Genomic DNA, 14,505 nt, shown 5'->3' with positions numbered 1-14,505 from the left:
GGGTCAGGCGGGCACCCGCAGCCGGGCGCGCAGGTCGGTGACGGAGAACCCGACGTCCAGCGTGAAGGCACCGGGCTCGGTGACCCAGCGGTCGCCGTCCCGGTGCCGCAGCGCGCCCGGTGCGAGCCGGATCCGGGCGGTCGCCGGGCCGGGACCGGCGTCGACGACGGCCCAGCCGGCCAGCCACCGGACCGGCCGCTCGACGGCGCTGTCCGGGCGGGACAGGTAGGCCTGCACGACCTGCCGGCCGGGCCGGTCACCGGTGTTGGTCAGCGCCACCTCGATCGCGCCGTCGGCGGCGAGCCGCGCGCCGTCCAGCCGCCAGCCGGTGTAGCCCAGGCCGTGCCCGAACGGGTACGCCGGGGTCTCCCCGTGCCGCAGCCAGTTCCGGTGCCCGACGTGGATGCCCTCGGTGTAGTGCAGGGCGCCGTCGGCGGGCGTCACCGGCAGCACCGAGCGTTCGGTCCCGGTCGACGGCCAGGTGGTCGGCAGCCGCCCGCCCGGCTCGCGGACGCCGAGCAGCACGTCGGCCAGCGCCTCGCCGAACCGTTCCCCGCCGAACCAGCCGACGAGCACCGCGGCCACCTCGTCCCGCCAGGGCAGCAGCACCGGGGCGCCGGCGTTCACCACGACGACGGTGCGCGGGTTCGCCGCGGCCACCGCCCGGACCAGCGCGTCCTGGTGCCCGGGCAGGGCGAGCGTGCCGCGGTCGAAGCCCTCGCTCTCGATCCGGTCGCTGGTGCCGACCACCACGACGGCCGCCTCGGACCCCGCGGCGAGCGCGGCCGCCGCGGCGATCTCGGCCGCCGGATCGGCGACGACGATCTCCTCGCCGACGACCAGCGCGGCCAGCGGCAGCCCGGCCTCGAACCCGGACGGCCGGAAGCGCAGCACCAGGTCCACCGGCCCGTCGGTGCCGACCTCCGCGCTCACCGACGGCGCCTCGAAGATCGCGGCGCCCGGGCCGTGGTCGCCGGTCAGCACGCCGTCGGCGTCGAGCACCCGGCGGCCGTCCGCGTCGAGGATGATCCGGCCGACGGCGGCGGCGCCGATCCGGTGCGTCCCGGCGGGGGCCGCCCAGCGCAGCGAGATCTCCAGGTGGTCGGTGCCGTCCGGGATCTCGGCGCCCATCCAGATCAGCGAGGCGCCGGTGCGGTCCTCGGCGCGCAGCGCGGCGCCGCCGGCGTCCCGGAACACCGCGCGCAGCCCGGGACCGCCGGTGACCGGGTTGGTCATCGTCCCCGGTGCGAACGGCTGGACGCCCTCGGCGACGCGCGCGCCCAGCCGGTGGGTCACCCGGTCCGCACCGAGCGCGTCGCGCAGCCCGTCCAGCGGGGTGACGACGCCGGCCGGCCGCACCGTCGCGCTCCCGCCGCCCTGGGTGCGGGCGAGCACCGCGTTGTGCCCGAGCACCGCGACCGACGCCGGCCCGCCGGGGGACCACGGCAGCTCGCCGGTGTTCCGCAGCAGCACGGTGCCCGCCGCGGCCAGCTCGCGGGCCGCGGCGGGATCCGGGGTGCCCGGTCCGGCGTCCGGTGCCGCCGTCGCGCCCGGTGCGCCGGGCGGGCCCCCCGGCGCACCGCAGCCGGCCGGACGGCCGGCCGGGTCGAGCGCGCCGACCCGGGCCGCGAGCCGCAGCAGCCTGCGCACCTTGTCGTCCACGACGGACCCGTCGACCCGTCCGTCGCGTACCGCGTCGACCAGCGCCGCGCCCCACACCCCGGCCGGGCCGGGCATCACCAGGTGCTGCTCGGCGCGCGCCGACGGCTCGGTGGTCCGCACCGCGCCCCAGTCCGACACGACCACGCCGTCGAACCCCCACTCGCCGGTGAGCGGCTCGGCGAGCAGCGGGTTCTCGCTCATCGTCGGGCCGTTGACGGCGTTGTAGGCCGACATCACCAGCCAGGCGCCGGCCCGGACGACGGCCGGCTCGAACGCCGCCAGGTACACCTCGTGCAGGGCGCGGTCGCCGATCCGGTTGTCGACGGTGAACCGCTCGGTCTCGGCGTCGTTGCCGACGTAGTGCTTCGGGGTGGCGGCGACGCCGTGCGCCTGCACCCCCGCCACGTAGGCGGCGGCGAGCTCCCCGGTCAGCAGCGGGTCCTCGGACAGCGCCTCGAAGTGCCGTCCGCCGTACGGGCTGCGGTGCAGGTTGACGGTCGGGCCGAGCAGCACGTCGGCGCCCTTGCGGCGGGCCTCGGCGCCCAGCGCCAGGCCGTAGCGGCGGGCGGCGGCCGGGTCCCAGGTCGCCCCCAGCGCCGACGACGACGGCAGCGACAGCGACGGGTCGCGCTCGTCGAAACTGGTGCCGCGCACGCCGGACGGGCCGTCGGAGAGCACCATGGCGCGCAGCCCGATCAGCGGTTCGGCCCGGGTCGACCAGAAGCCGGCGCCGGTGAGCAGCGCGACCTTGCGTTCCAGGTCGAGCGTGTCGATCAGGGTGGTCAGCAGGTCCTCGTCGACGTCGGCCATGGGATGGACGGTACCGATGAATCCCGAGTGTCACTAGAAATTGGTAGCGTCGCGCCGTGACGACGGCGCGGGGGCGGTACGCCAAGGGCGAGCAGCGGCGGGCGCAGATCCTGGCCACCGCGCTGGAGGTGTTCACCGAGGGCGGCTTCCACGGGTCCTCGACCCGGGAGATCGCGCGCCGCGTCGGCGTCACCGAGCCGACCCTGTTCCACTACTTCGGCTCCAAGCAGGCGCTGCTCGCGGCGGTGCTCGCGGCCCGCGACGAGCGGACGCCCGGCCCCGCCGGTGACCTCGGACGGCTGCTGGAGACGGTGCGGGACAACGCGACGGAGCCCGACCTGGTGCGGCTGTTCGCCGTGACGTCGGCCGAGGCGACCGACCCGGGGCACGCCGCGCACGACTGGTTCACCGCGCGCTACGCCCGGCTGCGGTCCGAGCTGGCGGCCGGGATCGCGGAGCGCGCCGCGGCACCGGAGCGCGCCGGGGCCGAGCTCACCCCGGACCGGGTGGCCCGGCTGCTGGTCGCCGCCGCCGACGGCCTGCAGATCCAGTGGCTGCTCGACCGCGGGCCGGCCGGGGCGGCGGGCATCGACATGGCCGACGACCTGCGGGCACTGGCGCGCGCCCTGCTGGACCGGTGAGCCTCAGGTGCGGGCCTGCGCCCCCAGCGCACCGGGCAGCTCCCGCGCCGCCTCCACCAGGCTGGGCCCGTACCAGGTCAGCAGCCGCCCGCTGACCAGGGCGGACGGCGCGGTGAACGCCTCCGGGCCGTCGTCGGCGGTGAACAGGTACGGCTCGTCGGGCAGCACCACGAGATCGTGCGGGGGCAGCTCGGCCGGGTCGATGCGCGGGTAGCGCTCGGCGGAGCCGGCCAGCACGTTGTCGAACCCGAGCCGGTCCAGCACGGCGCCGGTGAAGGTGTCCGAGCCGACCGCCATCCACGGCCTGCGCCAGATCGGGACGACCACCCGGCGCCGCGGCGAGGCGGGCCGGACCGCGGCCCACAGCTCGCGGGCCTCGCGCAGCCAGGCCGGCTCGGTCAGCCGGCAGGCGTCGAGCATCCGGCCGAGCGAGACCAGCCCGCCGTCCACGTCGCGGATGTCGGTGACGTACACGGCCGCGCCGGCGGCGCGCAGCGCGTCCAGGTCGGGCAGCCGGTTCTCCTCCTGGTTGGCGAGCACCAGATCGGGGGCGAGCGCGAGGACCCGCTCGACGTCCGGGTTCTTCGTGCCGCGCACCCGCTCGGCGGCCAGCCCCTCCGGATGGGTGCACCAGTCGGTCGCACCGACCACCAGGCCGGGGGCGGTGGCCTCCACCGCCTCGGTCAGTGACGGGACCAGCGAGACCACCCGCCGCACCTCGCCGGGGACGGGCACCGTGCGGCCCTCGTCGTCGATCACCGGGGTCATCCTCCGACGGTAGCCTCCGGGGCCCGGTGCCGCCGACGCCGAGGACCCGCTCCGGGTCACCGGGGGTCGGTGTGGCCCAGCAGCCCCGGACCGTGCTCGGCGACGAAGTCGCACAGGTCGCGGACCGGTGCGGTCCGGCGGCCGCCCGCGGCGTGCACCATCCCGAGCGTGCGGACGGTGCGGGGGGCGCGCACCGGCAGCTGGACGACGCCGGGGACGTCCGGCCCGAGCGGCAGCAGCGCCACCCCGAGCCCGGCCCCGACCAGCCCGCGCAGGGTCGCCGTCTCGCCGCCCTCGAACGCCACCCGGGGCCGGAACCCGGCCTGCTCGCACCAGGCGCGGACGATGCCGTGCAGCCCGTAGCCGCGGGCGAACTGCAGGAACGGCTCGCCCGCCACCTCGGCGAGATCGGCGCCCGGCCCGTTCGCCAGGCGGTGCCCGGACGGCACCGCGAGCCGCAGCTCCTCCTCGGCCAGCGCGGTCGCGACCAGGCCCGGCTCGTCCGGCATCGGCGAGGTCAGGGCCAGATCGACGGTGCCGTCGCGGACCCGGTCGAGCAGCGCGGTGTGCAGGGTCTGGACGAGATCGATCCGGATCGCCGGGTGCGCGTCGCGGAAGCCGCGCAGGATCCGGGGCACCACCTCGGGGCCGAGCGTGCCGAGGAAGCCGAAGGTGACCAGCCCGGTGACCGGGTCCGCGTCGCCGGCCAGCTGGGCGGTGGCCGCCGCCAGCTCGGCCAGCGCCGCCTCCGCCCTGGCCTGCAGCGTCCGGCCGGCCGGGGTGAGCCGCAGGCCGCGGCCGACGCGGCGGAACAGCGCGACGCCCAGCTCGTCCTCCAGCCGGGCGATCGAGCGGGACAGCGTCGGCTGCGGCACGCCGATCCGCTCGGCGGCCCGGGTGAGGTGCCCGTCCTGCGCGACGGCGACGAAGCGGTGCAGCGCGGGCGCCAGAGACTCATGCACATCTGCATGCTAATCGGTCGTCACATGCATTGGACGCATGGCAACGGTCGCGCCTACGGTCGTGTGCGATGACAACGACCGAACGTCCCGCCGCGCTCGCCGCCCCGCCGCACGAGCGCGGCTCGCCCGGCTACCGGCGGCTCGGCGCCGCCCTGTGGCTGTCCGGGATGGCGACGTTCGTGCTGGTCTACAGCGTGCAGGGGCTGCTGCCCGCGCTGTCCGCCGAGTTCGGCGTCGGATCGTCCACGGCCAGCCTGGTGCTGTCCGCGACGACCGGGGCGCTGGCGCTCGCCGTGCTCCCGCTGTCCGCCGTCACCGAGGCGTGGGGCCGCGCCCGGGTGATGACCTGGGCGCTCGCGGCGTCGGCCGTGCTCGCGCTGCTGGCTCCGCTGGCACCGACCTTCGAGACCCTCGTCGCGGTCCGGGCGCTGCAGGGGATCGCGCTCGCCGCGCTGCCCGCGCTGTCCATGGCGCACCTGACCCACGAGGTCGCCGGGCGGCACCTCGGCGGCGCGGTCGGGCTGCTGATCGCCGGCAACACGCTCGGCGGGCTGTCCGGGCGGCTGGTCGCGTCCTGGGTGGCCGAGCTCGGCGGCTGGCGGGCCGGGCTCGCCGCCGTCGGCGGGCTGTCGGTGCTGGCGACCGTCGCGTTCCGGCTGCTGCTGCCGGCACCGACCGCGCCCGCCCCGCCGCGGACCCGGCTGCGCGATCTCGGCGGCCCGCTGCGCCGCCATCTCACCGATCCCGGCCTGCTGTGCCTGTTCGGGATGGCGTTCCTGCTGATGGGCGCCTTCGTGACGGTCTACAACTACCTCGGGTTCCGGCTGCTCGCCGCGCCGTTCTCGCTGCCCGGCACGCTGGTCGGCCTGGTGTTCCTCGGCTACCTGGCGGGCAGCTGGGCGTCCACCCGGGCCGGCCGGCTGGGCGACCGGTTCGGCCGCCGTCCGGTGCTGTGGTCGGCCACCCTGCTCGCGCTGGCCGGGGTCTGGGTGACCGTGCCGGACGTCCTCGGCTCCGTCCTCGCCGGGCTGCTGATGATCACGGTCGGCTTCTTCGGCGCGCATTCGGTGGCCAGCAGCTGGGTCGGCCGCCGCTCCCGGCTGCTCCCCGGCGCGGTGCCCGCGCAGGCGTCGTCGCTCTACCTGGTCGGCTACTACGCGGGCTCCAGCGTCGGCGGCGCGATCGGCGGGATCGCCTTCGACCACGGCGGCTGGCCCGCGCTGGCCGGCTACGTCAGCGGCCTGCTGCTCGCCGCGCTCGCGCTGGCACTGGTGCTGCGCCGGATCGGCGCGCCGGGTCACGGCCGGGCCGGGAACCCGCAGGGTCCCCCGTTCGTGGACCGGGCCGGGAGGTGACGACGATGGGGGACCCGGCGGCGGCGTGGACCGCGATGGGCCGCGCCGAGGTGCAGCGGTCCGGTGGCTGGGTGCCGCGCCCGCTGTCCGGCGGCCGCGAGCTGCCGCTGGCCTGGGTGCGGGACGGGCCCGGCGAGCGGACGCCGGTGCTCGCCGTCCCCGGCGGGCCCGGCCTGGCCTCGGTGCTGCCCTACCGCGGCCTGCGCCGGGCGGCGGCCCGCCGTGGCCTCGACGTGATCATGGTGGAGCACCGCGGTGTCGGGCTGTCCCGGCACGACTCGACCGGCGCGGACCTCACCGTCGACGACGTCACCAGCACCTCCGCCGCCGACGACCTGGCCGCGGTGCTGGACGCGGCGGGCGTGCCGCGGGCGATCGTCTACGGCACCTCGTACGGCAGCTACCTGGCCCAGGTGTTCGCGGTCCGGCATCCGGACCGGATCGCGGCGATGGTGCTCGACTCGCCGGGCCTGGACGCCGGCGACGTCGCCGACGTCCGGGCGCACCTGCGCGCGCTGTTCTGGGACGGGCACCATCCGGCGACGGCCCGGTGCGCGGCGCTGGTCCGCGAGCTCGCCGCCGCGGGGGAGGACCCGCTGGAGCTGTCCGGCGTGGTCCAGCACGTGTACGAGTTCGCGGGCAGCGCGCCGCTGGAGCGGCTGCTGACGGCGCGGCTGCGTGGCCGGGGCCGGCGCAGCTGGGCGCGGATCGCCGGGCTCGGCCGGGCCGAGGTCGAGTCGCCGACCGGGCAGCCGCTGGTGTTCGAACCCGACCTGGTCCGGCCGATCGGGCAGGGCGAGCTCGGCTTCGACGCCCCGCCGGACGGGCACCCGCTCGATCCGCAGCAGCTGTTCGCGCTCGCCCCGGCCGCGGAGTCGCGCACCCCGCCCTACGACATCCCGGCCGAGCTGGGCCGCTTCAGCTGGCCGGTGGCGGTGGTGTCCGGCGACCGGGACCTGCGCACGCCACCACCGGTGGCCGAGCGGGTCGCCGAGCTGCTGCCCGACGCCGTGCTGGTCCCGCTCGCGGCGCACGGCCACAGCGCGCTGGACACCCACCGGCTGGCCGCGCTGAACGTCGCGCACATCGTGGAGGCCGGCGCGCACCGGGCCCTGCCCGGGCTGGCGGGGCGGCTCGCCGCGCTGCCCAGGCGCGGCGCACCCGCCCTGCTCGGCCCGGTCCTGCGGGCCGGCATCGCCCTCGACACCCGGCTGCCCGGCGCCCCGCCCACCCCGTGACCGTGCCGCCCGGGCGGGGCCGAGCCGGGCGGGGTCCGAGCGGCAGGGTCAGAGCGGCAGGGCCGCGGCGAGCACCCCGAGGACCAGCAGCGCGGCCAGCACGATCAGCGCCAGGCCGACCCGGCGCCGCCGGTCGGCGGCGGCCACGTCGTCGTGCTCGACGTCGTCGAGCGTGCTGTGCAGCGCGTGCGACGCGACCGGTCCGCCGTCGCCGGGCAGCGCCACCGTCGAGGCCACCGTCGAGCCGGACCCGCGGCGCGGCTGCGGGACCGGGACGGTCGCCCCGGTCCCGGCGGTCAGCGCGGCGGCCAGCGCGGCCGCGTCCGGCGGGCGCCGGTCCGGGTCCTTGGCCAGGGTCCACAGCAGTGTCTCCTCCAGCGCGGGCGGGATCCCCGCGCGCAGCGTGGAGGGGCGCGGCGGGGCGTCGCGCAGGTGTGCCAGCACCACGCTGAACGCGTCCGGGTCGGTGAACGGCGGGCGTCCGGTGAGCGCGGTGAACAGGCAGCAGGCCAGCGCGTAGAGGTCGGCGCGGCCGTCCACCCGGCCGGTCGCGCGGCCCTGCTCGGGGGCCATGTGCAGCGGGGTGCCGATCACGTACCCGGTGCGGGTGCGCCCGGCGCCCTCGCCGAGCCGCGCGATGCCGAAGTCGGTGACGGTCACCCGGCCGTCCGGGCCGAGGACGATGTTGCCGGGCGTCACGTCGCGGTGCACCACCCCGGCCCGGTGCGCGGCACCGAGCGCGTCGCACACCGCGACGCCGATCCGCACCACCTCGGCCGGGTCGAGCGGGCCGTCGCGCTCGATCCGCTGCCCGAGCGTCTCGCCCTCGATCAGCGACATGACCAGGTAGACGCCGTCGGCGGTGCCACCGACGTCGTGCACGGTCACCACGCCCGGATGGTCGACCGCCGCGGCGGCGCGGGCCTCGTCGCCGATCCGGGCGATGTCGTCGGGATCGGTGGAGTGCAGCAGCTTGATTGCGACCGGCCGGTCCAGCTCGCGGTCGTGCCCGAGGTGCACCCGGGACATGCCGCCCTCGCCGAGCACCCCGCGCAGCTCGTAGCGGCCGCCGAGCAGGTCGCCCTCGACGGCCGGGAACCGGGTGGTCGGCTCGCCCGGTCCGGTCACGACGCCCGGAGATCGCGGTGCGTGCTCTCCGGGTGCCCGGCCCCGATGAGCTCGTCGAACAGGTACCGGTAGTCGACCATCGCCTGCCGCAGCTGCTCGGTGTCGGCCTCCTCCTGGGTGTCGGCGACGGCGACCGCGTGCGCGGCCCGGTAGTGCGCGACCAGATCGGGATGGTCGACCGAGACCATCGCCTCGCGCTCGGAGAAGTGCTCGACCGGGAACCCGCGGCTGCGCATCACCTGCTGCACCAGCAGGTCGGTGTCGCGCAGGCCGGTCCGCGGCGTCTCCACGAAGGAGTTCTGGGCCTGCTGGAACCGGGCCACGAACTGCTCCCGCTCGTCGGCGTCGAGCTCGCGCACGTCGAGCTCGTTGCGCCGGGACAGCCTGCGCCGCAGCTCGGCCTCGCCCTGGGTGCGGCTGCCGGAGACCTCGACCACGTGGTCGTACTCCGGGCCGAAGTGCCTGCGCAGCGCCGCGGTGCGGCGTCGCCCCCGCAACCGTGCGCCGATCACCAGCACCGCGCCCAGCACGAGCAGCACGACCGCCGCGATCACGACCCACATCAGTACGTCCGGTGTCACCTGAGCCCCCTCGTTCCGTCGTGCCCGGCGGCGATTCCTGCGTCACTCCGCCGGGTGACCGGGCCGGAGTACCACCGCACGGCACGTGTCACACACGGCGGCGGTGTCACCCGGGCGAGGGTGATCGGCCCCGGCGCGGCCGCAGCGGCTGCTCCGGACGGCGGTCGTCGCGCGGACACGCCGGGGCACGGTGCGGCAGCCGGGTGAGGTGCTTCCGATCCGGAACGAACCGGCCCCGCCGGTGTCACCGAGATGGAGCAATGCCCCCTCGCCAAGTCCGGTCCGGCGCTCTGAGACGGTGGACCCCGCTCCCGAGCACCACCCCGAGCAGTACCGAACCCCCGTGGAGGACACCCGATGAAGAAGGCCGGTCGAAAGCTCTCCAAGGCTGCCGAGTCGTTCGTCGAGGCCATCGGCATCCTGGGCGGCTGGAACCGCGGCCGTCGCGGCAGCAGGTCCCGGTCCCGCCGCTGATCCGCCGGTGCCCGCCCGGGTCGGGGCGGGCGGGCACCCTCACCAGCGGCCGCGCCGGTTGGGCAGGCGGGCCGCGACCAGCGTGATCCCGGCGAGCAGCGCCGCGAGCACGACCAGCGCGACCGCGCCCGCGATCCCGGGCGAGCTCGCCGCGGCGACCGCCGCCGTGGTCGCCGACACCGCGGCGATGCCGCCCACCTGCCGGAACATGATCCGCAGCCCGGACATGGCCGCGACGTCGCCGGGCACCAGGTGCATGCCCGCGTTGTTCGCCGCCGGGGCGGTCAGCCCGGTGCCGATCCCGAGCAGCGTGGCGGCGACGAGCAGCCAGATCTCCGGCGTCGTCCCCACCGGCGGTGCGGCGGCCAGCAGCAGCCCGGTCACCACGATCCCCATCCCGCAGAGCAGCAGCGGCCGGTGCCCGGTGCGGCGCAGCAGCGCGACCGACACGCCGGACGAGACGACCGAGCCGGCCGCGCGCCCGGCCAGCAGCGCACCGGCGGCCAGCGGCGCCATCCCGTACCGGGTCTGGGCGTAGAGCGGCAGCAGCGCGCCGAAACCGATCATCGCGGCGCCCAGCAGCAGGTTCGTCGAGTTCATGATGCCCAGCCCGCGACCGGCGATCAGCCGCCACGGCACCACCGCGTCGGTCCGCCGCCGGGCGTGCCGGACGAACAGGTACCCGGCGGCGACGGCGAGCAGCGCGGCGGGCACCACGACCGCGATCCCGGCCGGCTCGAGCCCGGCCGTGCCGAGCACGGTGATCGCGACCATCCCGGTGACCAGCGTGCCGAGCAGCAGGGCGATGCCGCGCACGTCGAGCCGCCCGGGTGCGGACCGCGGCGGGTCGAGGACCAGGAACGCCCCGGCGACCACGACCACGATCCCGAGCGGGGCGTTCATCAGGAAGATCGCGTGCCAGGACCAGATGGTCAGGACCAGGCCGCCGAGCAGCGGGCCGAGGATCGCGCCGATCGGGAGCACGCTGGTGAACAGTGCGAGCGCGCGGTCGCGGTCGCGGCCGTAGTGGTGGGCGACGATCGCGTTCGCGGCCGGGAGCATCACCCCGCCCGCGACGCCCTGCAGGAACCGGCAGGCGATCAGCGGGCCGATCCCGGGGCTGAGCGCGCACAGGCAGGTCAGGACGGTGAACGCGGCGATCGCCAGCAGGAACACCCGGCGGGCGCCGAACCGGGCGGAGAGCCGCCCGCCCAGCGGCAGCGCCAGGATCTGGCCGACCGCGTACCCGGTGATGATCCAGCCGGTCCAGGCCAGGTCGGTCCGCAGGTCGGCGCTGACCGTGGTCAGCGCGGTCGCGACGGCGGTCTGGTCCTGGGCGGCCATCAGCAGCGCCAGCGCGACGACGGCGAACACGGCGTGCCGGCGGGGGAGCGGCTCGGCGGCGGTGTGCGGCGTGTCGCGGACGCTCTCGGTCACGGTCGGCGTGCCCTTCGTCGGGGTCGCCCACCATGGTAGTTATCTTGAAGCAAGCAAAACGACTGGGGCGCCGGGACGCCCCGGCGCGGCGGACCGGCGCGGCACCGGAACCGGTGCCGCGCCGCCCGGCCGGTCCGTCACATGTTGCGCCGGTACTGCCCGCCGACCTCGAAGAACGCCGTCGTGAGCTGGCCCAGCGAGCACACCCGCGCGGCCTTCATCAGCTCGTCGAACACGTTGCCGTCGCCGGTCGCCACGTCCTGCAGCCGGCGCAGCGCCTGCTCGGCCTCGGTGCGGTGCCGGGACTGGAAGTCGGCCAGGCGCTCCAGCTGCGAGCGCTTCTCCTCCTCGGTGGCGCGGGCGAGCTCGATCTCCTGCGGCTCGTCGTCGCCGTCGGGCTTGAGGAAGGTGTTCACGCCGACGATCGGCAGCTCGCCCGAGTGCTTGCGGTGCTCGTAGAGCATCGACTCGTCCTGGATCTTGCCGCGCTGGTAGCCGGTCTCCATCGCGCCGAGCACGCCGCCGCGCTCGGCGATCGACTCGAACTCGCGCAGCACGGCCTCCTCCACCAGGTCGGTCAGCTCGTCGACGACGAACGAACCCTGCAGCGGGTTCTCGTTCATCGACAGGCCCCACTCCTTGGTGATGATCATCTGGATGGCCATCGCGCGGCGCACCGACTCCTGGCTCGGCGTGGTGATCGCCTCGTCGTAGGCGTTGGTGTGCAGCGAGTTCGCGTTGTCGTAGAGCGCGCACAGCGCCTGCAGCGTGGTCCGGATGTCGTTGAAGTTCATCTCCTGCGCGTGCAGCGAGCGGCCGGAGGTCTGGACGTGGTACTTCAGCTTCTGCGAGCGCTCGTTCGCGCCGTAGCGCTCCTTCATCGCGACCGCCCAGATCCGGCGGGCGACCCGGCCGATCACGGTGTACTCGGCGTCCATCCCGTTGGAGAAGAAGAACGACAGGTTCGGCGCGAAGTCGTCGATGCTCATCCCGCGGGCCAGGTAGCTCTCGACGAAGGTGAAGCCGTTCGCGAGGGTGAACGCGAGCTGCGAGATGGGGTTCGCCCCGGCCTCGGCGATGTGGTAGCCGGAGATCGAGACCGAGTAGAAGTTGCGCACCTGGTGCGCGATGAACCACTCCTGGATGTCGGCCATCATCCGCAGCGAGAACTCGGTGGAGAAGATGCAGGTGTTCTGCCCCTGGTCCTCCTTGAGGATGTCGGCCTGCACCGTGCCGCGCACGTTCGCCAGCGCGTAGGCGGTGATCTGCTCGCGCTCGGCGGCGTCCGGCTCGCGGTCGTGCTCCTCGCGGAAGCGGTCGGTCTGCTGGTCGATCGCGGTGTTCAGGAAGTAGGCCAGGATCGTCGGCGCCGGGCCGTTGATGGTCATCGAGACCGAGGTCGTCGGCGAGCAGAGGTCGAAGCCGTCGTAGAGCGCCTTCAGGTCCTCCAGCGTGGCGATCGAGACGCCCGAGGTGCCGACCTTGCCGTAGATGTCGGGGCGGGTGTCCGGGTCGTGGCCGTAGAGGGTCACCGAGTCGAACGCGGTCGAGAGCCGCTTGGCCTCGGAGTCCTGCGACAGGTATTTGAACCGGCGGTTGGTGCGGAACGGGTCGCCCTCGCCGGCGAACATCCGGGCCGGGTCCTCGCCCTCCCGCTTGAACGGGAACACCCCGGCGGTGAAGGGGAACCGGCCCGGCAGGTTCTCCCGGCGCAGGAAGCGCAGCAGCTGCGCGTCGTCGTCGTAGCGGGGCAGCGAGACCCGGCGGACCTTGTTGCCGGACAGCGTCTCGCGGGTCAGCCTGGTGCGGAACTCCTTGTCCCGCACGGTGTAGACGTACTCGTCGCCGGAGTAGTCCGCGACCACCGACGGCCAGCCGTCCAGCAGCGCGGCGCCCTCGGCGGGCAGCTCCCGCTCGGCCTTCTCCAGCGCCGGCGCGACCTGCTCGCCGACGAGCTCGCGGGCGGTGCGCAGATGCTGGCGGGTGCGCGCGGCGAGCGCCTGCCGCTCGGTGTCGGCGTGGTACCCGCGCACCGTGTCGGCGATGTCGGCCAGGTAGCGGCTGCGCTCCGGCGGGATCACCGCGGCATGGTGCGACGAGGTCTTCGTGTCGACCCGGGGCAGCCTGCCCTCCCCGACGGGCAGCCCGCCGGCCGCGAGCAGGTCGCGCAGGTGCTGGTAGAGGGCGGTGACGCCGTCGTCGTTGAAGGTGGCGGCCGAGGTGCCGAAGACCGGCATGTCCTCCCAGCTCGCGCCGAACTCCTCGCGGTTGCGGACGAGCTGGCGGCCGACGTCGCGCCGGGCGTCCTCGGCGCCGCGGCGCTCGAACTTGTTGATCGCGACGACGTCGGCGAAGTCCAGCATGTCGATCTTCTCGAGCTGGGACGCGGCGCCGAACTCGGGCGTCATGACGTAGAGCGAGTGGTCGACGAACCCGACGATGCCCGCGTCGCCCTGGCCGATGCCGGGCGTCTCGACGATCACCAGGTCGAACCCGGCGCTGCGCAGCACCGCGATCGCGTCGCCGAGCCGCTCGGGCAGCGAGCCGCCGTCGCCGCCGCGGGTGGCGAGCGACCGGAAGTAGACGCTGTCGTGGCCCCCGCCGCCGGCCGGCCCGCGACCGGAGAGCGCGTTCATCCGGATCCGGTCGCCGAGCAGCGCGCCGCCGCCCCGGCGCCGGGTCGGGTCGACCGCGAGGACCGCGATCCGCAGCTTGTCCTCCTGGTCGAGGCGGAAGCGGCGGACCAGCTCGTCGGTCAGCGACGACTTGCCGGAGCCGCCGGTGCCGGTGATGCCGAGCACCGGCACCGTCCGCTCGGGGGCGGCGATGCGCCGGTGGACCTCGGCCGGGAGCCGCCCGGTCTCGGCGAGGGTGAGCGCGCGGGCGAGCGTCGCCGTCTCCCCGGAGAACAGCCCGTCGTACGACGCGGGCGGCTGCTCGCCCAGGTCCGTGTCGCACTCCCGAATCATGATGTTGATCATCCCGGGGAGGCCGAGGCGCTGACCGTCCTCCGGGGAGAAGATCCGGGAGACGCCGCGCGAGTGCAGCAGCTCGATCTCCTCGGGGACGATCACGCCGCCGCCCCCGCCGTAGACCCGGACGTGGCCGGCGCCGCGCTCGCGCAGCAGCTCGACCAGGTAGGAGAAGTACTCCACGTGCCCGCCCTGGTAGGACGAGATGGCGATGCCCTGGACGTCCTCCTGGATCGCCGCGGTGACGACCTCGTCGACGGACCGGTTGTGCCCCAGGTGGATCACCTCGGCGCCCTGCTTCTGCAGGATCCGCCGCATGATGTTGATCGCGGCGTCGTGGCCGTCGAACAGGCTCGCCGCGGTGACGAACCGGACGGGATGGGTGGGGACGTGCAGCTCGGTGTCGGTGCTCGCTCCGCGGCTGTCGGCCATGACCCGCTCCTCCCGCCGGGTGTGCGGACGACGGCCCCGGCCCAT

The 14,505-nt window shown here is 75.6% G+C and carries 10 protein-coding genes; 3 read left to right on the top strand and 7 right to left on the bottom strand.

Annotated features, from left to right (window positions below):
- Nucleotides 1-3: 3 nt before the first annotated feature.
- On the bottom strand, nt 4-2,472 hold the full coding sequence (locus ABD160_RS08215; protein ID WP_344020063.1) for a glycoside hydrolase family 3 C-terminal domain-containing protein: 2,469 nt from the start codon (nt 2,470-2,472) through the stop codon (nt 4-6).
- 56 nt (nt 2,473-2,528) lie between these two features.
- Between ABD160_RS08215 and ABD160_RS08210 the strand changes: the two genes are divergently transcribed.
- Nucleotides 2,529-3,113 (top strand): TetR/AcrR family transcriptional regulator, encoded by a 585-nt coding sequence (locus ABD160_RS08210; RefSeq protein WP_344020061.1) that lies wholly within the window; start codon nt 2,529-2,531, stop codon nt 3,111-3,113.
- A 3-nt stretch (nt 3,114-3,116) separates the two neighbouring features.
- Here the strand turns inward: ABD160_RS08210 and ABD160_RS08205 are convergent, their stop codons facing one another.
- Both ABD160_RS08205 and ABD160_RS08200 read right to left on the bottom strand, forming a co-directional pair.
- Entirely contained in the window at nt 3,117-3,881 is a 765-nt protein-coding gene (locus ABD160_RS08205; RefSeq protein WP_344020059.1) for a helical backbone metal receptor, read from the bottom strand.
- 56 nt (nt 3,882-3,937) lie between these two features.
- On the bottom strand, nt 3,938-4,843 hold the full coding sequence (locus ABD160_RS08200) for a LysR family transcriptional regulator (RefSeq protein ID WP_344020057.1): 906 nt from the start codon (nt 4,841-4,843) through the stop codon (nt 3,938-3,940).
- Between the two features lie 68 nt (nt 4,844-4,911).
- Between ABD160_RS08200 and ABD160_RS08195 the strand changes: the two genes are divergently transcribed.
- Nucleotides 4,912-6,198 carry an MFS transporter gene (locus tag ABD160_RS08195; protein ID WP_344020055.1) on the top strand — a complete coding sequence of 429 codons (1,287 nt, stop codon included), beginning with the start codon at nt 4,912-4,914 and terminating at the stop codon, nt 6,196-6,198.
- A gap of 5 nt (nt 6,199-6,203) precedes the next feature.
- Nucleotides 6,204-7,436 (top strand): alpha/beta fold hydrolase, encoded by a 1,233-nt coding sequence (locus ABD160_RS08190; protein WP_344020053.1) that lies wholly within the window; start codon nt 6,204-6,206, stop codon nt 7,434-7,436.
- 48 nt (nt 7,437-7,484) lie between these two features.
- Here ABD160_RS08190 and ABD160_RS08185 read toward each other — a convergent pair whose 3' ends face one another.
- The 4 genes from ABD160_RS08185 to icmF all read right to left on the bottom strand — a co-directional run bounded on the left by ABD160_RS08185 (nt 7,485) and on the right by icmF (nt 14,460).
- Nucleotides 7,485-8,564, bottom strand: coding sequence for a serine/threonine-protein kinase (locus tag ABD160_RS08185; protein ID WP_344020051.1), 1,080 nt, complete (start codon nt 8,562-8,564; stop codon nt 7,485-7,487).
- Nucleotides 8,561-9,145 (bottom strand): hypothetical protein, encoded by a 585-nt coding sequence (locus ABD160_RS08180; protein WP_344020050.1) that lies wholly within the window; start codon nt 9,143-9,145, stop codon nt 8,561-8,563. Before ABD160_RS08180 ends, ABD160_RS08185 begins: the two co-directional genes overlap by 4 nt.
- 513 nt (nt 9,146-9,658) lie before the next feature.
- Entirely contained in the window at nt 9,659-11,056 is a 1,398-nt protein-coding gene (locus tag ABD160_RS08175; protein ID WP_344020048.1) for an MFS transporter, read from the bottom strand.
- A 137-nt stretch (nt 11,057-11,193) separates the two neighbouring features.
- Entirely contained in the window at nt 11,194-14,460 is a 3,267-nt protein-coding gene (icmF, locus tag ABD160_RS08170) for a fused isobutyryl-CoA mutase/GTPase IcmF (protein ID WP_344020046.1), read from the bottom strand.
- Nucleotides 14,461-14,505 lie beyond the last annotated feature (45 nt).

This window comes from Pseudonocardia kongjuensis (genome assembly GCF_039526905.1).
Classification (GTDB): domain Bacteria; phylum Actinomycetota; class Actinomycetes; order Mycobacteriales; family Pseudonocardiaceae; genus Pseudonocardia; species Pseudonocardia kongjuensis.
The sequence above is the reverse complement of the archived record's forward strand: the minus strand, read 5'-3'. Positions and strand labels throughout refer to the sequence as shown.

Bases quoted from the DNA above. Each gene is read 5' to 3' on its own strand.
- ABD160_RS08195 (WP_344020055.1), top strand. From the start codon at position 4,912: ATGACAACGACCGAACGTCCCGCCGCGCTCGCCGCCCCGCCGCACGAG.
- ABD160_RS08215 (WP_344020063.1), bottom strand. From the start codon at position 2,472: ATGGCCGACGTCGACGAGGACCTGCTGACCACCCTGATCGACACGCTC.
- icmF (WP_344020046.1), bottom strand. From the start codon at position 14,460: ATGGCCGACAGCCGCGGAGCGAGCACCGACACCGAGCTGCACGTCCCC.
- ABD160_RS08205 (WP_344020059.1), bottom strand. From the start codon at position 3,881: ATGACCCCGGTGATCGACGACGAGGGCCGCACGGTGCCCGTCCCCGGC.
- ABD160_RS08190 (WP_344020053.1), top strand. From the start codon at position 6,204: ATGGGGGACCCGGCGGCGGCGTGGACCGCGATGGGCCGCGCCGAGGTG.